This is a genomic window from Halococcus saccharolyticus DSM 5350 (assembly GCF_000336915.1).
GTDB lineage: Archaea > Halobacteriota > Halobacteria > Halobacteriales > Halococcaceae > Halococcus > Halococcus saccharolyticus.
Genome location: NZ_AOMD01000021.1, coordinates 168369 through 191079, shown reverse-complemented (window position 1 = coordinate 191079; position 22711 = coordinate 168369). Strand labels below are relative to the sequence as shown.

17 protein-coding genes and 1 pseudogene are annotated in these 22711 nt (G+C 62.8%); 7 read left to right on the top strand and 11 right to left on the bottom strand.

Annotated features, from left to right (window positions below; all coding sequences use genetic code 11):
- Positions 1-3: 3 nt before the first annotated feature.
- From C449_RS09160 to C449_RS09125, 7 genes are all read right to left on the bottom strand, one after another.
- Positions 4-2637 carry a xanthine dehydrogenase family protein molybdopterin-binding subunit gene (locus C449_RS09160; protein WP_006077716.1) on the bottom strand — a complete coding sequence of 878 codons (2634 nt, stop codon included), beginning with the start codon at positions 2635-2637 and terminating at the stop codon, positions 4-6.
- Positions 2637-3182, bottom strand: coding sequence for a (2Fe-2S)-binding protein (locus C449_RS09155; RefSeq protein WP_006077715.1), 546 nt, complete (start codon positions 3180-3182; stop codon positions 2637-2639). Before C449_RS09155 ends, C449_RS09160 begins: the two co-directional genes overlap by 1 nt.
- 139 nt (positions 3183-3321) lie before the next feature.
- A complete protein-coding gene (locus C449_RS09150) occupies positions 3322-4539 on the bottom strand; it encodes a CaiB/BaiF CoA transferase family protein (protein WP_006077713.1) in 1218 nt (405 codons plus the stop codon).
- Positions 4540-4619: 80 nt separating this feature from the next.
- Positions 4620-5384 carry a cyclase family protein gene (locus C449_RS09145; RefSeq protein WP_006077712.1) on the bottom strand — a complete coding sequence of 255 codons (765 nt, stop codon included), beginning with the start codon at positions 5382-5384 and terminating at the stop codon, positions 4620-4622.
- A gap of 66 nt (positions 5385-5450) precedes the next feature.
- The gene (locus tag C449_RS09140) at positions 5451-6212 is read right to left on the bottom strand and encodes an IclR family transcriptional regulator (protein WP_006077711.1); all 762 of its coding nucleotides are present in this window, start codon (positions 6210-6212) and stop codon (positions 5451-5453) included.
- Between the two features lie 824 nt (positions 6213-7036).
- A complete protein-coding gene (locus C449_RS09130; RefSeq protein WP_049914032.1) occupies positions 7037-8836 on the bottom strand; it encodes a DEAD/DEAH box helicase in 1800 nt (599 codons plus the stop codon).
- A gap of 186 nt (positions 8837-9022) precedes the next feature.
- On the bottom strand, positions 9023-10348 hold the full coding sequence (locus tag C449_RS09125) for a dicarboxylate/amino acid:cation symporter (protein WP_006077708.1): 1326 nt from the start codon (positions 10346-10348) through the stop codon (positions 9023-9025).
- 164 nt (positions 10349-10512) lie between these two features.
- Between C449_RS09125 and C449_RS09120 the strand changes: the two genes are divergently transcribed.
- The 3 genes and pseudogenes from C449_RS09120 (at position 10513) to C449_RS09110 (ending at position 12919) form a co-directional block, all read left to right on the top strand.
- The gene (locus C449_RS09120; RefSeq protein ID WP_006077707.1) at positions 10513-10827 is read left to right on the top strand and encodes an FUN14 domain-containing protein; all 315 of its coding nucleotides are present in this window, start codon (positions 10513-10515) and stop codon (positions 10825-10827) included.
- 197 nt (positions 10828-11024) lie between these two features.
- Positions 11025-11504 (top strand): annotated as a pseudogene (locus tag C449_RS09115) (helix-turn-helix domain-containing protein); the annotation flags it as partial.
- Positions 11505-11806: 302 nt separating this feature from the next.
- Positions 11807-12919 carry a FecCD family ABC transporter permease gene (locus C449_RS09110; RefSeq protein ID WP_006077705.1) on the top strand — a complete coding sequence of 371 codons (1113 nt, stop codon included), beginning with the start codon at positions 11807-11809 and terminating at the stop codon, positions 12917-12919.
- 108 nt (positions 12920-13027) lie between these two features.
- Here the strand turns inward: C449_RS09110 and C449_RS09105 are convergent, their stop codons facing one another.
- From C449_RS09105 to C449_RS09090, 4 genes are all read right to left on the bottom strand, one after another.
- On the bottom strand, positions 13028-13825 hold the full coding sequence (locus C449_RS09105; RefSeq protein WP_006077704.1) for a creatininase family protein: 798 nt from the start codon (positions 13823-13825) through the stop codon (positions 13028-13030).
- A gap of 112 nt (positions 13826-13937) precedes the next feature.
- Positions 13938-15098, bottom strand: a complete 1161-nt coding sequence (locus tag C449_RS09100) for a mandelate racemase/muconate lactonizing enzyme family protein (RefSeq protein ID WP_006077703.1) — start codon at positions 15096-15098, stop codon at positions 13938-13940.
- 111 nt (positions 15099-15209) lie between these two features.
- Positions 15210-16769: an aldehyde dehydrogenase family protein gene (locus tag C449_RS09095; protein ID WP_006077702.1), complete on the bottom strand. Its 1560-nt coding sequence runs from the start codon at positions 16767-16769 to the stop codon at positions 15210-15212.
- Positions 16770-17060: 291 nt separating this feature from the next.
- Positions 17061-17318: a hypothetical protein gene (locus C449_RS09090; RefSeq protein ID WP_006077701.1), complete on the bottom strand. Its 258-nt coding sequence runs from the start codon at positions 17316-17318 to the stop codon at positions 17061-17063.
- Between the two features lie 1014 nt (positions 17319-18332).
- Here C449_RS09090 and C449_RS09085 point away from each other — a divergent pair.
- The 4 genes from C449_RS09085 to C449_RS09070 all read left to right on the top strand — a co-directional run bounded on the left by C449_RS09085 (position 18333) and on the right by C449_RS09070 (position 22591).
- Positions 18333-18731 carry a DUF5805 domain-containing protein gene (locus C449_RS09085; RefSeq protein WP_006077700.1) on the top strand — a complete coding sequence of 133 codons (399 nt, stop codon included), beginning with the start codon at positions 18333-18335 and terminating at the stop codon, positions 18729-18731.
- Positions 18715-19767, top strand: coding sequence for a tyrosine-type recombinase/integrase (locus C449_RS09080; RefSeq protein ID WP_006077699.1), 1053 nt, complete (start codon positions 18715-18717; stop codon positions 19765-19767). Before C449_RS09085 ends, C449_RS09080 begins: the two co-directional genes overlap by 17 nt.
- A gap of 443 nt (positions 19768-20210) precedes the next feature.
- A complete protein-coding gene (locus C449_RS09075; protein ID WP_080504916.1) occupies positions 20211-21530 on the top strand; it encodes a glycosyltransferase family 2 protein in 1320 nt (439 codons plus the stop codon).
- Positions 21527-22591 (top strand): NAD-dependent epimerase/dehydratase family protein, encoded by a 1065-nt coding sequence (locus tag C449_RS09070; protein ID WP_006077697.1) that lies wholly within the window; start codon positions 21527-21529, stop codon positions 22589-22591. Before C449_RS09075 ends, C449_RS09070 begins: the two co-directional genes overlap by 4 nt.
- Positions 22592-22711 lie beyond the last annotated feature (120 nt).

The window sequence follows — 22711 nt, the reverse complement described above, 5'->3', positions numbered from 1 at the left end:
GTTTCACTCGTCTTCCAACGTTCGCAGGCCTTCGGCCTGCTCATCGCCGCCAGACCGGAGGTCTGGCGAGGATCGCGCGCCTCCGGCGCGCTCACCGCCGTCGGTCTCCGCGCCCGTGGCGTCCTCGGATTCGGCGGTCGTCGGCTCGCTACTCGACTGCTCGTCGCGGACCCAGTCGTGAACCCGGTTCGGCGTCGCGGGGATCCGGTCGACGACGACACCGAGCGGTTCGAGCGCCCGGTTGATCGACGACGCGATGCTCGCCGGCGCGTCGATCATCCCGCCCTCGCCCGTGCCCTTCGCGCCGGTCGCGGTGAACGGTGATGGGGTTTCGGAGTGGTCCATGTCGATCTCCGGCACGTCCGAAATCGAGGGTGAGAGATAATCGAAGAACGTGACTGCCTGGGGCTGACCCGACTCGTCGTAGCCGAACTCCTCCATTAGGGCGGCCCCGATGCCCTGGGCGATGCCGCCGTGGGCCTGACCCTCGACGATGACGGGGTTCAATTGGGTCCCGCAGTCACGGAGCGTGTAGAATTTCAGGATCTCGACCTCACCAGTCCGGGTATCGACCTCGACGATCGGCGCGTTGACCGCGAACGCCGCGGTCGGATACACGGGAAACTTGCCTGCGAGCGCCTCGTCGAACTTCGATAAGACCGCCGCCGGGTGCTCGTAATCGTAGCTCGCCCGCGTCAACCGGTCGCTGCCGCGCCCGCCAGTAGCGTCGACCTCCGCGAGATCCGCGAGTTCCAAGATGCTGTCGCCGTCGCGGCGCTCGACCACCCCGTCGCGGTACTGAACTGCGTCCTCGTCGACGCCCCACTCCTCGGCGGCGAGGGTTTCGAGGTTCTCCTTCATCGTCGCGCCGAGTCCCTGGGCCGCCCCCGAGAGCATCACCGCCATCCGAGAGGCAGCGCTGCCGTACTCGGTGGGCGCAGCCACGCTGTCGAGGTACTCGACCTCGATCGCGCTCGGGAGGACTTCGAGCTCGTCGGCGAGGAGCTGGGTCACGATGGTCTGGTGGCCCTGGCCCGACGAGTCGGTCGCGAGGAACGCGCGTACGGTCCCCTCGCGAGTGATCTCGGCCCGGAGGTGCTCGGGGAGTTCGGCGACGTCCTCGCGGTCGCGCTCCGCGAGGGCGTCGCGGTCGGAGCGCTGGCGGTCGGTCCAGTCCGAGCCGCTCACGCCCGGCTCGATGTGGAGGGTGTAGCTCACCCCACGATACAGGCCCTCCTCCCGGCGTTCCTCGATCGTGTCCGGATCGAGGAGACCGCCGTCGATGGCCTCTCGTTCCTCCACGCGGTCCCGAAGATGATCGAGCGCCGCCGGATAATCCCCCGAGTCGTAGATGTTGTGCGAGGGGATCTCGTGAGGCATCTGCTCGGGCGTGACGAAGTTCATCCGGCGGAGTTCGGCAGGGTCGAGATCGAGCTCGCGGGCCGCCTCGTCGACGATCATCTCGATGGCGTAGAGGTGTGGCGGGACGCCGAATCCCCGATACGCGGTCTGTGAGGTCTTGTTTGTCAGCACGAGATCGTAGTCGTACCGGACATGAGAAATGTCGTAGGCGTCGGTGAGTACCGAGAGGGGTTTGAGTGCCTGATTCACGGGGTAGTGCGGCCACGCGCCGAAGTCGTCGACGAACCACGTATCGAGACCCTGGATCGTACCGTCGTCGTCGACCGCGAGCCGGACCTCGTACTCGCGCTGAGTGGAGTGCATGTCCCCGCCCTGAAGATTCTCGACGCGATCCTCGACGAACTTCACGGGGGTGCCGTCGAGCTGCTGGCTCGCCATCGCCGCGAGACAGCAGTACCGATGGATCGCGATCTTCGTCCCGAAACTCCCGCCGACGTCGGCGGGGACGTCGAGCGAGACGCGTTCGGGAGGGTAGCCGAGCGTCTCGTACACCGTGTCGTCGACCAGCGTGTGGAGCTGGATGTTGCAGTCGATGGCGAACGAATCGTTCTCGGTGTCGTACTCCGCGACGACGCCGCCGGTTTCGAGGGGGACGCCCGAGATCCGGCCCCACGAGTATTCACGTTCGATCACGCGGTCGGCGTCGGCGAAGGCATCGTCGACGTCGCCGAAGACGAACTCCTCACCGTCGGGGACGTTGGTGCCCACGTCCTCGTGGATGATCGTCTCGTCGTCAAGCGCGTCACGGGGATCGACCACGGGATCGAGGGTTTCGTACTCGACACCGATTGAGTCAACCACGTCCTCGGCGACGTACCGATCGGTGGCGACGACCGCCGCGACGGGTTCACCGACGAACCGCACCCGGTCGACCGCGAGCGACCACTCCTCGAACCCGGGGAGACCGCAGGGCATCGGATGGTATTCTTCTTGGAGATCCGCGCCGATCAGCACGAGTTCGCAATCGGGATGGTCCTCGGCGGCGCTCGTGTCGATCGATTCGATTTCGGCATGGGGGTGGGTCGTCCGCAGTAGCGCCATGTGGAGACAGCCCTCTGGCGCGATATCGTGAATGTATTCGGCCTCGCCGGTAAGGATACGGTGGTCCTCGACGCGTTCGAGTCCCGACCCGGTAAACGACTCCGAGCGCTCGTCCGCACTCGCGTCGGCATCCGGCTCCGGAGCGGACTCGGGACCGGTTTCGGCTCCCGACATCAGTTCTCCTCCGCACTGGTGTCCGTCGCGTCGGTCGGTTCCGTGTCCATCTCGTCGGCGGCCCGATGAATTGCCTTGTAGATGTTCTGGTAGCCCGTACACCGACAGATATTGTCCGCGAGTCCCTTTCTGATCTCTTCGTCGGACGGGTCTGGGTTTCGTTCGAGGAGATCGTGAGTCGCCATCACGAATCCGCTCGTACAGAACCCACACTGGAGCGCGTGTTCCTCGTGAAACGCCCGCTGCACGGGACCGAGTTCGCCGCTCTCGGCGAGCCCTTCGACGGTCCCGACCTCGCGACCGTTGGCCTGGACCGCGTAGACGAGACAGCTCTTCACGATGTCGCCGTCGAGACTCACCGTGCACGCCCCGCAGACGCCGTGCTCGCAGCCGACCCGGACCCCGCGGAGGCCACAGTGGTTCCGGAGGAAATCCGAGAGCTTCAGCCGGGGCTCGACTTCGGCTTCGACCGTCTCGCCGTTCACCGTGAGCGAGACCTCTCGCGTCGGTCGACCCGCGGCGTCTCCGGGTGTATCAGCACTCATGATCGACCATGACGTGCGTGAGGGTCGATATCGTGTTAAAGCTTTCCGCGGTAGCAGTTCCCTTCCTCTTCCGGTGGTTCGGATGGGCGATCGGAGCCGTCGGCGGAGGCGATGACGGTGGACGGGCGGCGGTGCCGACTCATCCCGACGTGTCGGTCTCGCTGCCGACGACGCCGCGCTCGAACAGTCGGTCGATAGTCGACTCCTCGTAGCCCGCCTCCCGGAGGACTTCGCGGGTGTGCTCGCCGAGACGTGGCGGCGGCGACCGGAAGCCGCTCGTCGCGTGGCGGAAGTTGAGTGGGTGTTCGATGACGGGCACTTCGTCGTCATCGTCCCTCGTGACTGTATCCACGACGTCGCGTTCGGCGGTCTGTTCGTTGTAGAGCGCGTCCTCGACGCCCTGGACCGGGGCTGCGGGAATCCCGGCATCGACGAACCGATCCAGCCACTCGTCGGTCGGCCGGTTCGTCAGTGTGCGCTCGATCTCGGCTTCGAGTTCGTCCATCGATTCGACTCGGTCGGCGTTGGTCGCGAACCGCTCGGCGTCGGCGAGGTTCTCGCGGTCGATCGCTCCGCAGAACGCTCGCCAGAGTTTCCCGTTGAGGCAGGCGACGTTGATGTGGCCGTCGGCAGTTCGAAAGGTCTGATACGGTGCCAACACCGGATCCTTGGTCCCCATCCGCTGGGGCTCTTCGCCCGCGAACACCCTCCCAGCCTGTTTGGTGAGCCACGGCAGGGTCGCGTCGAGCATCCCGAGGTCGATGTACTCCCCTTCACCGGTAGCCGAACGGCGGTAGAGCGCGGTGACGATCCCGAACGCGGCCCACATCCCCGTGATGAGGTCGGTCATGGGCAGGCCGACCTTCGCGGGCCGACCGTCGGGAGCGCCGGTGACGTCCATGATCCCGCTCAGCCCCTGGACGAGCAGATCGTAGCCTGGTCGCTGCCGCCACGGGCCGGTCTGGCCGAACGCCGAGATGGCACAGTAAACGATCTCGTCGTTTTCGGCCGCGATCCGGTCGTAGTCGACGCCGAGCCGTTCGGCGGTTCCGGGGCGGTAGTTCTGGATGAAGACGTCGGCCTCGCGCGCGAGATCGTACAACGCCTCACGGCCCGCATCGGATTTCAGGTCGAGTTCGATGCTCCGTTTGTCGTAGTTGACCGTCCAGTAGTACGGTGATTCGCCGTCGATAAAGGGCGGTCCGGAGTGACGGATGTCGTCGCCGGCACCGGGCCGTTCGATCTTCACTACGTCCGCACCCTGGTTTGCGAGCATCAGCGAGCAGAACCCACCGGTCACGAACGTCGACAGGTCGAGCACGGACACACCCTCCAGTACGTACCCGGAAGCGTCCATGCAAGTACTCGGCGCGCCGCGGTGTGAAAAGCGTTGCCCGCCGGCACCCGTCGTCCGCGGACGAGGCAGCGGGAAACCGCTCAGGCCTCGGTGAACGCGACGCACCGACAGACGCTCGACTCGCCGCCACGGAACCGCCACGGGAATGTCCCGATCTGCACTCGTTCGTTCAGAAGTTCTTCAGGAACCTGGGCGTTCTCGACGTGAACGATCCCCTCGGGGAACAGCTCGGTGTGCATCAGTTGATACCCCTCCGGCGGAAAGATCTCGTCGAGGTCGTCGACGCCGAGGTGGTCGGCAGCCTCGTCGGCGAGTTCGGGGCGGACGTCCCGGACGACGGTGTTCATCGGATGGTCGGCGCTCCCGCAGTCGAGGATCAGGTAGTTGAGTCCCTTCTCCGCGCACCACTCGGCGAACTCCGCGTTCGGGCCGGGGTGCTTGCAGAAGAACTTGTGTGGGTCGGCGTCCTCGCGGTGCCACGCGTGCTGTTGGTACCCGGTGTGGATGAAGAGGATGTCACCCTCTCGAACGTCGACGACGTCTTTGATCATGTCGCTTGTGTAGACGTCGTAATCCCCGACTTCGTCGGAGATATCGGCGACGACCGCCTCGCCGACAAGTTCGTCGAGCGGCATACTCTCGATGTCCCGGCCGCTCGCGTCGAAGTGTTTCTCGCCGTCGAGATGAGTTCCTGTGTGATTCATGAACTCGATCTTCTGGCCGTTGACTTTCTCGGTGTCGAGGCTTTTTTCGTACCAGATCTTGGGGTTGTCGTAGGTCGGCCACGCCGGCGTGTGCTCACACCACGGCTGGGTCAGGTCGTGCATCTCGTACCCGTCTAGCATACACTCTCCCGGTTCTCACCCCTCCTATAAAAATCCGTGCCGTGGCTCGTGCAGCGTCGTCCCCGGTCACTGGTAGGCGATGTTGAGTTCGAGTTCGTTGGTCGCACCGAGCAGGAGTGAAGGAATCCGCTCTTCGAGCCGCTCGCCCTCCATCCGGTGTAGGGGGCCGGAGATACTCAGCCCGCCGATCACTCCTCCCTCGGGTCCCGTCACCGGCGCACCGACAGCACGGAGCCCTTCGATGATTCCCTGATCGTTGATGCTGTACCCCCGATCACAGGTCGCCTGAAGTTCTCGCTCCAGCGCCTCGCGCGTCGAGAGCGTCTTCGGGGTGACGGCTGAGAGCCCATGGCGGTCTGTGATCCGATCGATGGCCGCCGATGGAAGCTCCGAGAGGATCGCGAGCCCGGCCGCACTCGCGTGGATCGGGACGCGCTTTCCGGGGTGGGTGTTGGCCTCGACCGCGTGGCGACCCGAGTGCTGGTGGACGTAGACGGCTCGCCCGTGTTCCTCGACCATGAACTGAACTCGTTCGTCGACCTCGTCGGCGAGCTCGACCACCTTCTCCTTCGCGAGACGATATTCGGGCCGACACCGCCGGGTAAACTCGCCGAGGTCGAGGAATCGAAGCCCGAGGTGGAACCCATCGTCGTGCTCGACCACGTATTCCCGCCCTTCAAGCGTCCGGAGGTGTCGGTGGGCCGTACTCTTGCTCACGTCGAGTTCGGTCGCAACGGTAGACAGCGTCGCCGCCCCGTGTTCGCGAAGGAACTCCAAGACGTCGAGTGTCCGTCCGACCGCGCCGATCGTTTCATCATCCGTTGCCATGCATGAGGTTATTTCCCACTATCTACCTAAATGTACCGCATTGCGGGACTGACGACACTACCGATACGAGCGACGAAAACCAGCAGGTCTCCACTTTGGCTCGAATTCGGCCGTCACATAGCGTTCCGTGATGAAGAACAAAGCGATCGAACCACCGATTCCGAGCCGTCGCCGGAATTATTCGTTGGCCTCTACTCCGACATCGATCGAACGGACGTAGAAACCGCGAAAATCCCACTCAGCAGCACTCGGGATCGAATCCGTCCGAAAGGCCGTGATTCCCGTCCTCCGGAACGGTGAGCGTGAACAAAGAACATGAATATCCAGCGCCGACTGAGAACTCGGTGGAGTCGTCTCGAACGGCGCAGAGCACCCTCCAGAAGACCGAGCGACGCTCATCGAACACAGTCGGCGGACGAGTTCGGTTGCCGGGGTCGGCGAAGGCTCCGTGACGAGCGAGATCGACGATGAAACGTTCCACAGTGCGATATCGAACCGCTCGGAAAATCCGACAGCGCGCCTTGCGCGAAATCGACATCACGGTCCGGCCCTTTCTGCCGTCCGCAGTCGGACGACGATACGCCGGTGCGGCGTCCGCTGCATAACAGGGGTAGGATCGTTACAACGTTGGATACGAATCACGCGGTTCGACGGCAGTAGGTTCGGGATGTCGACGCCCGAAACAGGCGCAATCGAACGAAACGGGAACACTAATCGGTTCACAGCAGTCAAAATAGATCATAACTGACTGCACGTTATCTCGGGTCAAGATAGTGGTGAGATCCTGCGTTTGTCCGCGCCTGTCCTCGGTCAGGTGGCGATCGCTACGGATCGGTCGGGTCGTCGATTTCGGCCTCGGACAGTCGGACCCCTTTGCCGGCGAGGTGACGGAGCTGCTGGCGAACGAAGTCCTCCTCGCGGGTGCCTCGGGTCGCGAGTACGTATACCCGAGAATTCCCCGCCGGCCGCATCGTCCGACCGGCACGCTGGGAGGCTTGGCGGCGCGATCCACCCAGCCCGGAGGCCATAATGGCGACCTCGGCGTTCGGCAGGTCGATCCCCTCGTCGCCGACCCGCGAGACGATCAGTCGCGTTCGTTCGCCACGCCGAAACTCGTCGAACAGCCGCTCGCGCTCGGCGTGGCGGGTTTCACCGCTGATGAAGGGAATGCCGAGCGCTTCCGCGTACTCGCGGCCCTGGTCGAGCCACTCGACGAACACCAGCGCTTTCGCATCGGCGTGATCGTCGAGTAAGGAACGGATGGCGTCGAGTTTTGCTGAGTTCGTCCCAGCGACCTGCCGACGTTCGTGACCTTCGGCGCTCGCGTACTCCTCGCGGTCGATCTCGCTTCCCCACGGTACGTACCGGAGTTCGACCTCGGGCTCGGCGACGAACCCCGCTTCGAACAGCTTCGCCCAGTCGGTGCCGATCGGTGGGCCAATAAGAGTAAATATTTCTGATTCTTTGTTGTCCTCGCGGACTGGCGTCGCGGACAACCCGAGCCGGTGTTTGGCCTGGAGATCCGCACTCCGGCGAAACACTTTGCTTGGGATGTGATGTACTTCGTCGTAGACGATCAGTCCCCACCGGCGCTCGTCGAAGAGTTTGCGATGGCGATCCATCCCGGCCGTTCGGTACGTGGCGATCGTCACCGGCCGGATCGATTTTTCGCCCCCGTGGTACTCGCCGATCTGGTCCGGATCGAGATCGGTGTGGGCGAGGAGTTGGTCGCGCCACTGGCCGGCGAGTTCGCGACTCGGTGCGAGCACGAGGGTTTCGCCACCGACCTCAGCGAGCGTGGCGAGTGCGGCGATCGTCTTCCCGCTGCCCGGTGGCCCGACCAGCACGCCCGCACCCGAATCGAGGAACTGCTCGACCCACTCGCGTTGATACTCTCGAAGTTCGAGCCCGAGCTCGACGTCGAGTTCCGCACCACGTTCGAGATCGCGTTGGTCCTGGACGGGGTAGCCCGCGTCGTAGAGCGTTCGCTTGATCTCGCTTTCACTTCCTTCGACCACCCAGCTCTCGGTGTCGGTGATCGGCGCGTGGAGGTGCTCGTCGTCGAGCTGCTGACGGGCGATGTTGCCCATCAGCGACGGGTTCGCGGCTTCGAGCACGGTGTACCCGTCGGGATGGGTTGTCAGTGCGAACTGTCTGGCGCGATCCCACTGGCTCGTGATCCACTCTTCGAGGTCGGGCGCACGCTCTGGAAGCACGTCGCGGATCGTGCCGATGAACTCGTCGAGGTGGTCCTGTGGCGACCACCAGACATCCTCCTCGCGGATTTCGTAGATGTACGCGCCCTCCCCCGACGAGTCGACGAGGTGGGCGAACTGGGTAAGCTGAGCGCGGGTGAACTGTTCGGGATGTTCGACCACGATCTCCCGACGCTCCGGAAAGACGACGACGTGCTCGCGATCGACGAACGCGGCGAACTCGGCCGGATACCAGACCACGGGATCGTCGGTCACGTCCGTGCGCTCGATCCCACCCGTTCCGGCCAGTTCGTCGAGCGCGTCGCTCGCCTCGGCGTGCGTCCAGTCGAGCGTCCGCGCTACTTCCCCGGCCGTCGCGACGGGCCGACCGAGGTCTTCGAGCGTCGCTCTGAATCGCTCGGCCGTCATCGCCGGCTCGGGATGGTCCTCCGTTGGTTCGGTGTCGACGTCCCGCACCGTCGATTCGGACTCTGTCTCGTTCTCATCCGGCGAGTCGTCGTTCGCGTCGGTCACTACTCGGTGAGAGGACGACTGCGGACAAACGGTTTGCGTCTCAGCCACGCTCGTGGTCGAGGGGAAATCCTGAGCGTCGTCTCAGTCGTTCGTGCTGGGAGTTGCCGAATCGAGCGTCGACCGACTGTCGGCCCAGACTCCGTCGGAGAAATCGATGGCGTCGTTGTACTTCGCCGCGAGTGCCGTCACCGCGAGGTCGCCGGTCACGTTGTTCATCGTGGCGATCCGGCCGAGGATCGGGTCGACGGCGGCGACGAAGCCCACGACAGTCAGTGGAAGCCCCAGCGCGTTGAGGATGATCGTGAGCATGATGAGCCCCGCGCCGGGGACGCCCGCGGTGCCGATACTGACGAGGACGACGGTTGCGAGGACCGTCACCTGCTCACCGAGTCCGAGCGGAACGCCGACGACGTTGGCCGCGAAGACCGCCGTGACGGCCTGACGGATCGCCGCGCCGTCCATGTTGATCGTGGCTCCCAGCGGGAGGGAGAATCCATACACCGACTCGTCGACCGCGAGGTTGTCGCGAGCGTCGGCAATAGTCACCGGAAGCGTGCCGCTCGACGACCGAATCGAGAACGCGGTCACCATCGCGTCCTTCGCACCGGAGAGGAACGCGATCGGCGATTGGCCGAGCAGCCCTGCGGTGATGAGTCCGAGGTAGGTCACGCCGATGTGGATCGCGATCCCGAGCGCGACCACGCCGACCAGCGACGCGAGCGAGACGATGCCCGCGATCCCGTTGGTCGCGAGCGACGCTGCGGTCAGCGCGAACACGCCGAGGACGCCGTACTCCATCACGCCCCAGACGATCGCGAACAGCGCCTCGGTGCCGGCGTCGACGAACTCGAAGAACGTCTCGCTCCCCGCTCGCACCCGCTCGTCGTCGGTTCGATCCCGAACCCACGCGAGGCCGAGCCCGAACACCACGACGAAGAAGATGATCGAGAGGAGATCGCCCTCAGCCATCGCCCCGATCGGGTTGTCGGGGACGATCCCCAGAAGGACTTCAGCGATCGAGGGCGCGCTCGCTGACTCGGCCTTGCCGGGGACGAACTCCTGGCCGGCCCCCGGTTGGAGCAGGTTCGCGACCGCGAGGCCGATAGTCGCGGCGATCGCGGTCGTCACCATGTAGAGACCCACGACAGTCCCACCGACGCGACCGAGCCGAGCGGGCGAGAGGCGCTCCATGCCGGCGAGCAGCGTGAAGACGACCAGCGGGACGACGAGCATGTTGAGCAGCGAGAGGAAGAGATCACCGAGCGGTTGAAGTCGCGTCGCCGGTTCGCCGACGACCAGTCCGACGATCGCGCCGAGGACGAACCCGGCGGCGATGCGGTAGACGATAGGGATCGATCGATACGACTCCGCGATACGACGAAGTGGAGCCAAATTCACGGTATCCACAGTTGTCGATCCGGGCACCAACCACTGTCGGTTTCGTCTGAATCCGCCGCCATCTCTGACGCAGCAGCCCGAATCGATCGAATCGTTTCCGATGGTCGCACCGCACCCTACCGAACGACGGATTATAAGTACCCCCGCCACGACGGAGAGGACGAAGACACGTGATGGGGTTCGAAACCGCGCTCGGCAATCTCGGCACGGCGTTCGGCGGGAGCGCGCTCGCGGGCGGTGTCACCGGGTTCGCCGCGAAGAAGCTGGCCAAGATCGCCGTCGCGATCGTCGGGATACAGCTGGCGGTGTTCACGTATCTCGACCATCAAGGCGTGCTCGACGTCCAATGGGCGGCACTCGACCACGTGCTTGCGGGCGTCCAGCAGAGTCTCCAGACGGTCCCGCCGTGGCTCACGGCGCTCGGTACGACACTGCCCGTCGGAGCAGGGTTCGTCGGTGGTTTCTTCCTCGGGTTCAAACGCGCCTGACTGACCGAGTACCAAGTCGGTCCCATCTCATTCACCATCGGTCCGTGGATACATCGGCAGCCGTCGACGTTTTCGCGAAGAGCGGTCGAACCGACGAGATCGTCCAGCGTCTGCTCCCCGTGTACTACCGACCCCCAACCTGCATCATCGAAATCCTGTCGTCAGAATTTTCTACCCGGGGCCTGAAGACGAGATCGATGGACCACCTCGACGATATCTCGATCGAAGAACTGCAGAAAGCGCTCGACGAGGTGAACGACGCGAAGCCGGCCCAGCGCCTCCTCGCGGCGATCGCGTACAAGAACGGGATCACCCAGACCGAACTCGCCGAGTGGTACGGCGTCCAGCGACGGACGATCTACAGCTGGCTCAAGCGCCTCGACGACGGGCCGCTTGATCAGGCCGTCGTCGACGCGCCACGCTCCGGCCGACCGCGAAAGCTCACCACGGAGCAGCGCGACGAGTTCGAGGCTGCGCTCCACGGATCTCCCACCGAAGTCGGCTACGACGAGCCGGCGTGGACGCCGGCGCTCGTCGGCCGGTTCGTCCGCGACGCGTTCGGCGTCGAGTACTCCGAACCGAGCTGTCGCCGGCTGATGAAAGAGGCCGGCCTCGAATACCGCGTGCCGCCACGGCCGCCGGCCGGGCCGGAATCGGAGAGCGACTCAGACGACCGCGGCAGCGGACAGTGGACGCCGTAGCTCCTCCCGGCGTAGTTCCTCCAAATCGACGACTGTTCGGATCGAATCGATACCTCCAGGACCGTACGAGTCGGTTCGGCTGCATGCTGTCACACGATGCGATTAGTTCTGCTGGATCTTCGATCGACACGCTACCATCGGTTCCGGCGGCAGTCGAAACCCGAAGGCGTTATATCCGATTAGGGCAGCCTAAATCGTATGACAAACGACGAGCGTCCGTGTGTCGATTTCGGTGGCGCTACACCGCGCTCGGGCAAATCGGGTGATCGCTGGTCCGCATGACCGAGATCACCAGCCAGGACGACAAGACGGCGGACGAGCAGGGGTGGCTCGGATGGATCGATAGCTCGCTCGCCTCGCTCGTCCTCGGCAGTATCGGAATCGTCGTCGTCGCCGGGCTCGTCCAGGTCAGCTTCGGCGCGTACTCGATGACGATCGCACAGGCGTGGGGGGCCGTCTTCAACCCCGACGTCATCCTGAACCCGGCAGCGCTGGAGGCGTTCCTGCTCGGCGGCGAGGTGCCCGAGATGGGGCGACGGAGCCTGATCGTCTGGAACATCCGTCTGCCGCGGGTGCTCGTGGCTGTTCTCGTCGGGATGAATCTCGCGGTTTCTGGCGCGATCTTCCAGGCAGTCACCCGCAACGAGCTCGCGAGCCCGTTCATTCTCGGCGTCTCGTCGGGTGCGGGGCTGATGATCCTGCTCACGCTCGTCGTGTTCAGCGGACTGTCGGCGTTTCTGCCGTTGATCGCGTCGCTCGGCGGGGCGATCGCGTTCCTACTCGTCTACGCCATCGCGTGGAAGGGCGGGACCTCGCCGGTGCGGCTGGTGCTCGCGGGCGTGATCGTCTCGACGATGTTCGGCTCGCTCCAGACGGCGCTCTTTTTCTTCGCCGACGACATCGGCGTGGTCCAGGAGGCGATCGCGTGGACCACCGGTTCGCTCACGGGCACTGACTGGGCGCAGGTCCGGATGGCGCTGCCGTGGTCGGTGGTGGCGATGTTCCTCGCGCTTGCTGGCGCACGCCAGCTCAACGTCCTCCTGCTCGGCGAACGGACCGCGAAGTCGCTGGGAATGAGCGTCGAGAAGGTCCGCTTCGCGCTCTCGGGCGTCGCGATCCTCGCGGCGTCGGCGAGCATCGCGGTCGCGGGGATCGTCGGCTTCGTCGGCCTGATCGTCCCGCACGTCGTTCGGAACATCGTCGGCAGCGACTACAAGCGTCTCGTCGTTGGCTGCGTGTTCGCCGGCCCCGCGCTCATGGTCGCCGCCGATGTCGGGGCGCGACTCGCGCTCAACCCGGTCCAGATCCCTGTCGGGATCGTCACCGGCCTGATCGGCGGTCCGTACTTCCTCTACTTGATGCGAAAACAGCAGGAACTCGGCGAGCTCTGACCGCGGCGGAACGGCCCTGATACCGTCATCACCCTCGCTGTCTCGCTCAACCCACTGGCAGAGGTGAACACTCGTCCAACAGGCTCCTATACGATCCCAAAGCGCTGATCAGCGGTTTTCCTCGTGGATTCGTTCCAGCAGATCACCCATTGCGTCGCCGAGTCGGTCGTGGATCCGTGCGCCCTTCTCGGCGGTCGCGAGCGTCGGATCGCCGATCGCACCGGACGGCGAGTAGTCCTCGAACGGCCGGTACACCGAGAGCGGTCCGCCGACGAAGAGGTCCTGCTGGCTCCGATCGTACGGTTCCTCCTGATACGTCCCCTCGCGGTCGTCGTGTACCAGTTCGGGGCGGAGATGCAGCATGAGCGACGTCTCGAACTCGCCGGCGTGGGCCATCCCCCCGATCTCGCTCTCGCGGATCTCGTCGATGAACGGCTCCGCCAGTTCGAAGTACGTGAGTCCGAGCACCTCGCTATCGGGCTGGTCGACGCCGATCGTGCTCACGGCGCTGTCGATCAGCGAGGCGTTCCCGCCGTGGCCGTTCAGCAACAACAGCGCGTCGAATCCGTTGTCGAGCGCCGCATCGGCGATCTCTTCGAGCGTCTCGCGGAGCGACCCGTGCTCGCGGGTGATCGTGCCGCCGAACGAGCGGTGATGTGGCGAGTAGCCCGCCCAGACCGGCGGCGTGAGGAGCACCGGAACCGAATCGTCGGCGTGCTCCGCACCGGCCTTCGCTACCGCATCGGCCAGGATCGTATCGGTCGCGACGGGCAGGTGATGACCGTGCTGTTCGATACTTCCAACTGGGACGACCAACACGGATCCGTCGCTCGTGGCGAGTTCTTCGATTTCCCGGTACGGTTTCCCCGCCCACGACGCCGGATGCGATCCAATTGTATCGGACATGGTGTGGGTACCGATACGGGGGGATATGATCACGTTGTCGGTGGACAGGATCTACGGAACGATGACGGTCCGCTCGATACTCCTCGGTTGCGTGTGTCGAGCGCTGCTCGGTTCAGTCGTGGTCGACTCGGTATTCCTCGACTTTCGCCGGATCGATTTCGACACCCAGTCCCGGACCGTCCGGGACGGCGATCGATCCGTCCTCGACGGCGAGCCGCTCGGTCAGTACGTCGTCCTCCCACGCGTAGTAGACCGTATCCGGCGGAAGGGTGAACCCCGGGATCCCCGAAACGGCGTGGAGAACGGCAGCGGTTCGGATTCCGAGGTCGAACGCACAGTGGTGGGCGGCCGGGACGCCGGCGTCCTCGGCGATGCCGGCGAGCTGGCGGACGGCCGCGATGCCGCCGGCGGGGGTCATGTCGAGCACTGCGACGTCGAGCGCGTCGCGCTCGATCAGCTCGCGGAGGTTGTGCGCGATGTAGGTGTCCTCGTTCGGTCCGATCGGTTGGGACGTTCGCTGGCGGAGCCGCGCGAGCGTTCCGTGGGCGTCGACCCGGATCGGCTGCTCCATGTACTGGAGGTAAACCCCCGCATCTTCGAGCGCCGCGGCCACTCGGACTGCCTCGTCGAATCGCCAGCCCTGGTTCGGATCGAGCCGGAAGTCGAGTCGTCCGTCGACTTCGTCGTGCATCGCCACGATCCGGTCGACATCCTCGCGCCAGTCGCGTCCTGCTTTCGTTTTCAGCACGCTGTACCCCTGCTCGTGGGCGTGTCTCGCGTGTTCGCGCGACTCCGCCGGCGGGAGGATGCCGAGACAGTACGCGACGTCGACCCGCGACGTTTCCTGCCTGTTCGGATCGATCGTCCGTTCAGTGAGACCGGGTGCGGTCCGCCCGCCCAGTAGCTCGTCGATCGGTTTATCGAGGACCTTCCCGACGATGTCCCAGCACGCGATCTCGATCGGCGCGAAGAACATGTCCACGTTCGTGTACTCGATGAATACCTGACGACGGAGTGACTCGGTCTCGAACGGCGAATGGCCGACGACCCACGGCGCGATACCGTCCTCCAGGATCGTTTCGGTCGTCCGGGGCGAGAGAAACACTCGCATCTCACCCCAGCCGGAGATCCCCTCGTCGGTGTCGACGCGGACGAGCACCCGCTCCATCGACTCGACCTCGCCGTGGTTCGTTACATACGGCGCGAGTCCGCCGTCGTCGAGCGGGACGACCGGCACCGAAACCGTCTCCGCCGCGACGTTCGTGATTTCCATACGCTCGCGGCTCGGACAGAACGAATAACAGTATCGATCGCTCGTAGCTGTCGGCTCGCAGCCGTCGATTCGAGAACGCTACGTCCCGAACACACCTCGACAGGGGCTGTATTAGAACGGATACTCCCGGGGCTCGTTCTGGACGGAGATCCACTTCGATCGAGTGACCTCTTCGAGCACGTATTCGCCGTTGAATCGACCGATACCCGAGGCCTTGTAACCGCCGAACGGAACGTGCGGCTCGTCGTTCACCGGCTGATCGTTGACGTGGACCATTCCGGCGTCGATTCGGTCGGCGATCTGCTGGGCGCGACCGACGTCGTCTCCGTACACCGACGCGGCGAGCCCGTACTCGGTGTCATTCGCCAGTTCGACGGCGTCGTCGGTGTCGGCGAACGGAATCACCGGTGCGACCGGTCCGAAGTGCTCGTTACACGCTGCTGCCATCTCGTTCGTCGCTCCCGAGAGCACCGTCGGAAGTACGAACGGTCCTGTGGCATCGCCGAGTGCGGTCTCCGCGTCGAGCTCCCCCGCCCGTGTCGTGCCCTCGATATCGTCGAGCGAGACGGCCGCACCGCCGGTTTCGAGCGTCGCACCTGCCTCGACCGTCTCCTCGATGTAGCCGAGCATCTGATCGCGCTGGCTCTCATTGATGATCGGCCCGATAACCGTGTTTTTCACCGTGGGGTCGCCGACGGGGAGAGAGTTCGCCTTCTCGGCGAGCGCGTCGACGTAGTCGTCGTAGCGTGACTCGTGGACGAGATGGCGGTTGATCGAGATGCAGATCTGTCCTTGATGGAGGAACGTGCCGAACGCGCCAGCGTCGACCGCTTCCTCGACGTCAGCGTCCTCCAGCACGACGTGCGGACCGTTCCCACCGAGTTCCATCGCGGGATACGCGAGGTGATCGACCGCCTGCTTTGCGACCCGACGGCCGACGGCCGTCGATCCGGTGAACGCAACGACGCCAGCGGCGGGATGGCCAGCCATCCGATCACCGATCTCCGACCCCCGCCCCGGAACGACGTTGAGGAGTCCATCGGGCAGCCCGGCCGCCTCGAAGACGCGCGCGATGAGTAAGCCGCCAGTGATCGGCGTGTCGGATGCGGGCTTGAGAACGACGCCGTTTCCGGCCGCAAGCGCCGGCGCGACCGCCCGAATCGAGAGATGCAGCGGGAAGTTCCACGGCGAGATGACCCCGACGACGCCGACCGGCTCGCGTTTGACGAAGTTCTGCTTGCCGTCGATGTTCGATGCGCGGTGGTCGCCGGAGATCCGCGTCGGAAAGCTCGCTGCCTCCTGTGTGATGCCGACGGCACTCTCGAACTCGCTCGCCCCCTTTATCTTCGCTGCCCCGGACTCGACGGCCAGTAGTTCGATGATACTCTCGCGATTGTCCCGAAGTACCTCTACCGCACGGGAGACGACGGCCGCGCGTTCGCCGGGCGACCGCTCCGCCCATTCCGCCTGAGCAGCTGTGGCGGTCTCGTAAGCCTCGTCGATATCGTCGATGGTTCCTTTCGGTACCGTGGCGATCTGTTCGTGTGTCGCCGGGTTTTCGACCACGAACGAATCGTGGCCGGTCGGCGAGTGTTCACCGTCGAGATAGAGTCGGTTCCACTCCGCATCGACCGAAATATCGGGCCTCTCTGCCTGTGTCGACTGAGACATGGAATCATCTACGGTACGGGTTCGACGTGGATGTACGGGCGGAATGCGGCCCGTGTTGCTCGTTCCGACTCGTATCGCTACGTCCAGATCAAAACGGGGAGCGATGCCGCCCCCACGACGATGAAACCGTGCTTGCGAGGGGGATCTGTGACTATTCGCGCTCGTTTATCCAGTTGGTCGGTGCTGATTTCGCCGGACGAAACAATTCGAAAATTGTCATTTTGAGCCCAAAGAGTTCGTATCGCAGCATATAGTTTATGGGTTGTAGTTCGAACACTCGTGGATCGGGAATTACTCGGATTCTCGTTGGGCCTGGTTCAGGATCGCCTGGGTGACGAAATGGCGCTTCGAGACTGGCGAGTCGAACTCGTAGTCGAGGTCGTCGAGCGTTGCCTCGACAGCGGTCGCAAGTGCGAGCGCGTCTTTGACCGCTGCCGAGCGCGAGCCAGCGTGCTCGGGACCACAGTTGAGTGTATCGTCGAACTCGTCGAGAACATCGTCGTTCGACCCGATCCAGACGCCGATCGTGGTGCCGTCGTCGCTTGCCATGTCGACCGAGCGACCCACACGGAGAAAATCCCTGCGAAGGTGGTCTCGTAGTCACAGATTCGGAAAGGGATCCTGACAGCCGCAGCGGTCATGGACTCTTGGCAGTGCACGTACTATCGGTAAACGCGACGGGCTACAGCGAGTCCACGATCCATCTCGAATAGGTGATGTGTTTCGTTACATAGAGTGGAACGATCAATTGCGAGCGTCAGATAGTGCGGCTGCACTCAACGTTGTCAGGACGTGTCGAATATATAATCAAATCACCGCGGCAGTCGGTACGGAGACAGGTCTCCGCTATGCACTTCTGACCGAGAATACTGTCAGAGAGGACCGTTCCAGTTGGAGACGATAACGAGCAGCTCGCCACGATCCGCAAAGCGGAGACACCTGTTCACAACGTTCGATGTGGCCGCTGAGGACGCGACAAACTCGTGAAGCGATCGTCAGTCCATGGTAGAGGCTCTCGAAAGTTCCTGATTCCCCGGTAGTGTTCAGATAAGCAGGGAGTATTGAAGTAGCGACAGCGACTGCGGCCGACTCGAAAGCCCCTGGCCGACTCAGGTTCTGCTCGCACGGCCCGAGGGTGCTTCGCTCCCTGACTGTCCGGGACTCGCTGTCGTTCGAGAGAGCGAAGCCCTCTCGAGATGATGAGAGACGCCCCCGACATCTCTCGAATCACGGTCCTCAGTCGTGTCGTCCCTTCCAGTCCCTACCTGGCATGGTCTCCTCAACCAGCACCGCTTGACTAAACGTCGCCGACTCCGAACCGTGTGGTTTAATTGTCTGGGTATTCAGCACTCCGTGACCCCTCACGGTACACCCACCACGAATCGACACACAATCCTGCAAGCCTGCAAGGGTAAGCTGCAAGAAAGCTCGTTTTCGTCCTGCAAGGGCGCGTGAGAATCGCAGTACGGCGGTGAGATAGTTGTTTCCACCACGTGCGAGATAAGAGACTTTATCGACTGAGAGACGGAACTTTGATGACGGAAGCGATTCGTTGTTCAGCCAATGACCGACGGGACGGATACCGACCAGAAAGAAGTCAGGGTGAGCGTTTCGGCACACCAGAAAGCGCAGTGGCGCGAACACGCCGACGAACTGGGCATGAACCAAAGCGAATTCGTCCGGACGATGACACAAGCCGGTCGACGTGGCTTCGCCGTCGACACCGATGAAGCAGGACAAGCAGGTTCTGAGGACGAAACCCCAGGGGTCGACGGCCTCGAAGACCGGGTCTTCGACGTTCTCGACGACGGCTACTGTTCGTGGGATGAACTCGTCGAATCGCTCATCGAGGACATCAAGGGGGACCTCGAAACCACGCTCCAGCGCCTTCAACGCGAGAATCGAGTCCAGTACAGCGGACGTCACGGTGGCTACACCCTCAGGAATGTCGATGGCGATTGAAGCAACCGGTGTAGATGACCCGATCGGTTACTTCCTTCAAGACCTCGAGTATCATGGACGTTCGGAACGCACACAGGAGGCCTACGAACGCGTTCTTCGGCGGTTCGAGACGTTTCTCGCGGATCCCGATCGGTGTCCAGGTGGTCCATTTACGCCGGCAGAAGCCGGACGGCGCGAGTGTATGGCCTGGATCCACTCGATTCGCGCCGAGCACAGGCAGAGCACGGTAGCGACATACGCATCGTATCTGCATCGGTTCTACACCTACATGATACAAGTCGAGGTGTTCGAATCGAACCCGATGGCGCTCGTCGTCGAGGAGATGGACGAAACCATCGAGAAAGACCCCCAGCGACGCGATATTTCGGTGTCCGAAATGCGTCGATTCGTCGATGAAATCGTTCACCCGCTCGATCGAGCGGTGATCGTATCGCTACTGAAAACCGGAATGCGCGTCGGTGAGCTCTGTAACCTCGATTTACGGGACCTCGCGATCGACGACGAGGATCTCGAAACAGCCTACACCCTCGGCGGACGGGGGCAGCTGAACGGACGGGTCGGATCGATATACGTCGCGAACGACGTGAACCGCGGGGACAGCATCAACGGCGAGCGACGGCGCGCGGCAAACAAGCGTCGACGTGCGACGATACTCCCGGTCGACGACGAACTCCACGGTACGCTCCGGCGGTGGCTCGCTGTTCGGCCGGACGCCGTCTCAGACGCCGAGCCGCTGTTTCTCAGCACACGAGACGACTGGGGGCAACGTCTCACACCACCCATGGTGCGTTCGATCGTGTCGAAGTACGCGCGCGCGATGGACTGGTACCACACCGGCGGTGACGCCACCGAGAACGTCACACCACACTATTTCCGTCATTTCTTCACTACCCATCTCCGGGATCGCACCGGTGACCGCGGCATCGTGAAGTATCTCCGTGGCGATGTCGCCGGCGACATCATCGATACCTACACCCACAACTGGGGAAATCGCGTCCGTGAGGTCTATGAAGAAAATATCTATCAGTTAGTGTGAGAATTTTTAGTTTCCAGCGTGCCCGATGGACAACGCATGAATCTTATATTGCTATATCAATGGAGTGGGGCTGCTCAAAGGAGTTCGATGTTTGGATTTCCATGAAATACCAGATTACTAAGAAATTTGGATGCCAACAGTCTTGTCACTGTCGTCATCCTCAGTAGAGTATAGAGTTGTGGATAGCTGTGATTGATCGCGATGCCTGACCGCTACTGAATCGACCAGATCATCTACGGTTCTCGGTGTCTCAGAAATCTATTGTCCATCCCTCGTTCGTCACAAAAACTGGCGATGTAACACAGGTATTCCCGTTACGTAGTACTCAATCATCCCATGAAAACGGGTTCTCCTTGTGAAAATCCCACACACATTGAAATTCAATGATAAGCTGGGCAAAAATTACTGAATAGTTATATGTGTGTCTGATTCCATCGGCATGCATGAGTCTTGAGAGGAATACGGGAGCAGAGAACGCGCCGAAACCTCCAACGACAGCAAAAGAGGAGGTCTCATTCACGACGCCTCAAACGGACTCCGACAGCATCTCGTTGGTTGCGCGGGATGACGAACAACAGCCGACAGTGAGTGTTGTCATGCCGACGCTCAACGAGGAGGAAGGTATCGGGGAGTGCATCGCGAGTATCAAACATGCACTCAGTGAGCTAGAGATCACGGGCGAAATCATCGTCAGCGATAGCTCGACCGATCGGACCCCACAGATCGCTGCGGAGATGGGTGCGTTCGTCGTTACACCGGATCGATCGGGGTACGGGTACGCCTACCGGTACGCGTTCGAGTACGTCCGCGGCGAGTACGTCGTCATCGGGGACGCAGACACGACGTACGATTTCGAAGAGCTGCCGGACCTTTTCGAGATCGTGGCTCGCGGCGATGCCGATGTCGTGATGGGGAGTCGGTTGGCAGGCAACATACTGCCCGGATCCATGCCGGCATTGCACAAATACGTCGGCAACCCGCTGTTGACGAAATTCCTGAACCTGTTCTACGGAGCGGGCGTGAGCGATGCCCACAGCGGTTTTCGGGTGTTTCGAAAGGAGGTGATCGACACACTCTCACTTCGAACGAACGGAATGGAGTTCGCCAGCGAGATGGTGATGGCGGCCGGAGCGAACGATCTCCAGATCGCCGAGGTTCCGATCACCTACCACGAACGTCAGGGTGAAGCCACACTCAGCAGTTTCCGTGACGGCTGGCGGCACGTCAAGTTCATGGCGATGAACGCCCCAGGACTCCTGTTTTCTGTCCCGGCGTTCGGATTGTTTTCGGCCGGGGTTCTCACGATGGCGGCGTCGCTTTTCGGTCTCACTCTCGGTGGAATCGTGTTCGGATCACATACGGTAATCGCCGGGAGCCTCTTGACGATCGTCGGATACCAGATCGGCGGTCTCGCCGTGTTCAGCTCAGTCACCTCGAGTCCAGTGAGACCCCAACGTGACCCGATCACAGGGTGGCTCAAACGTCGCTTCCAGCTCGAATACGGTCTCGCGATCGGCCTTGCACTGATCGCGCTTGGCGGTGGCTACACCGTCTTTCTCCTCGGCGGATGGATCGCGAGCGGCTACACACAGCGTCCGCTCATCACCTCCGATATGCTTGCGTTCACGACGCTCGTTCTGGGAGCCCAGACGTTCTTCAGTTCGTTCTTTCTCGGACTCCTCCATCAACCGCGATCCACCGCCAGCCCTGAGGATGAGAGTATCGATAGCGACGAGACGGACCGAGAGGGGTACGGTGCATGAACCGTCCTAACGGAAAACCCCCGGAGAATCCAACCGAAAACCCACAGCAGAGGGTACAGATCGAAACACAGGGGGACCACAGTGACGATCGACCACACGCCATCGTCACGGGCGGAGCGGGGTTTCTCGGGAGTCACATCGTCGATGCGCTTCTCGATGACGGGTATCGCGTGACGTCGCTCGACAACTTCTCGTCCGGTCGGCCCGAAAACCACGCCCACATCGAGACCGCCCGCTTCGAGAGCGTGCGACACGACGTTACGGAGTCGTTCCCCGATTTCGATCGTGTCGATCAGATCTACAGCTTCGCCTCCCACGCGAGTCCGATCGATTTCAGAGCCAATGCGATCGACATCGCGCTGACGAACAGCGTGGGAACTAACCATGCGCTACAAACCGCACGGACTCACGATGCCACGATCGTCCTCGCGTCGACGAGCGAGGTGTACGGCGAGCCGGAGATCCATCCACAACGAGAGGAGTACCGCGGACGCGTGAACCCTCGGGGCGTGCGGGCTCCATACGACGAGAGCAAACGGTTGGCCGAGGCGCTGGTCTCGGCCTATCACCGCCAGCACGACGTCGACGCCAGAACGGTCCGTATCTTCAACACGTATGGCCCCCGTATGCGACGAAACGACGGACGGGTCATTCCGAACTTCGTCGATCAGGCACTCAGTGGCGAGGATCTCACCGTGTACGGTGACGGATCACAGACCCGGAGTTTCTGTTACGTCTCGGACCTCGTTAGCGGGATTCGAGCGCTCGCAGAGGCACCCCGTGAGCGTGCCGCTGGTGCGGTCGTCAATCTGGGTAGTAGGGAGGAAGTGACGATCTGGGAACTCGCAGAGACGATTCTGGCGGCGCTCGACACTCGCGCGGGGATCAGCTATCAGGAGCTGCCCGAGGACGATCCCAGCCGACGACGACCGGATCTCACGCGCGCGGAGACGATGCTCGATTGGACGCCGAGCATCGACCTGGAAACCGGGATCCGGTACACTGTGGATTCGTTCCGTCAGCAGGACGAACTACGCCAGGTTCCCAGCGGTGATGTGTGATCGACTCCTGTCGGTTGCTGATCGCCATCGAACGTCGCGTTGTCGATCCGCTGCATTCGAAAAACAGGAGTGGGAACGTCGTTCCCGTGTATCCGACCATGAAAAGGAAGAGTGTGACTG

Coding starts and splice junctions, on each gene's coding strand:
- C449_RS09160 (WP_006077716.1), bottom strand. CDS start 2,637: ATGTCGGGAGCCGAAACCGGTCCCGAGTCCGCTCCGGAGCCGGATGCC.
- C449_RS09155 (WP_006077715.1), bottom strand. CDS start 3,182: ATGAGTGCTGATACACCCGGAGACGCCGCGGGTCGACCGACGCGAGAG.
- C449_RS09150 (WP_006077713.1), bottom strand. CDS start 4,539: ATGGACGCTTCCGGGTACGTACTGGAGGGTGTGTCCGTGCTCGACCTG.
- C449_RS09145 (WP_006077712.1), bottom strand. CDS start 5,384: ATGCTAGACGGGTACGAGATGCACGACCTGACCCAGCCGTGGTGTGAG.
- C449_RS09140 (WP_006077711.1), bottom strand. CDS start 6,212: ATGGCAACGGATGATGAAACGATCGGCGCGGTCGGACGGACACTCGAC.
- C449_RS09130 (WP_049914032.1), bottom strand. CDS start 8,836: ATGACGGCCGAGCGATTCAGAGCGACGCTCGAAGACCTCGGTCGGCCC.
- C449_RS09120 (WP_006077707.1), top strand. CDS start 10,513: ATGGGGTTCGAAACCGCGCTCGGCAATCTCGGCACGGCGTTCGGCGGG.
- C449_RS09110 (WP_006077705.1), top strand. CDS start 11,807: ATGACCGAGATCACCAGCCAGGACGACAAGACGGCGGACGAGCAGGGG.
- C449_RS09105 (WP_006077704.1), bottom strand. CDS start 13,825: ATGTCCGATACAATTGGATCGCATCCGGCGTCGTGGGCGGGGAAACCG.
- C449_RS09100 (WP_006077703.1), bottom strand. CDS start 15,098: ATGGAAATCACGAACGTCGCGGCGGAGACGGTTTCGGTGCCGGTCGTC.
- C449_RS09095 (WP_006077702.1), bottom strand. CDS start 16,769: ATGTCTCAGTCGACACAGGCAGAGAGGCCCGATATTTCGGTCGATGCG.
- C449_RS09090 (WP_006077701.1), bottom strand. CDS start 17,318: ATGGCAAGCGACGACGGCACCACGATCGGCGTCTGGATCGGGTCGAAC.
- C449_RS09085 (WP_006077700.1), top strand. CDS start 18,333: ATGACCGACGGGACGGATACCGACCAGAAAGAAGTCAGGGTGAGCGTT.
- C449_RS09080 (WP_006077699.1), top strand. CDS start 18,715: ATGTCGATGGCGATTGAAGCAACCGGTGTAGATGACCCGATCGGTTAC.
- C449_RS09075 (WP_080504916.1), top strand. CDS start 20,211: ATGAGTCTTGAGAGGAATACGGGAGCAGAGAACGCGCCGAAACCTCCA.
- C449_RS09070 (WP_006077697.1), top strand. CDS start 21,527: ATGAACCGTCCTAACGGAAAACCCCCGGAGAATCCAACCGAAAACCCA.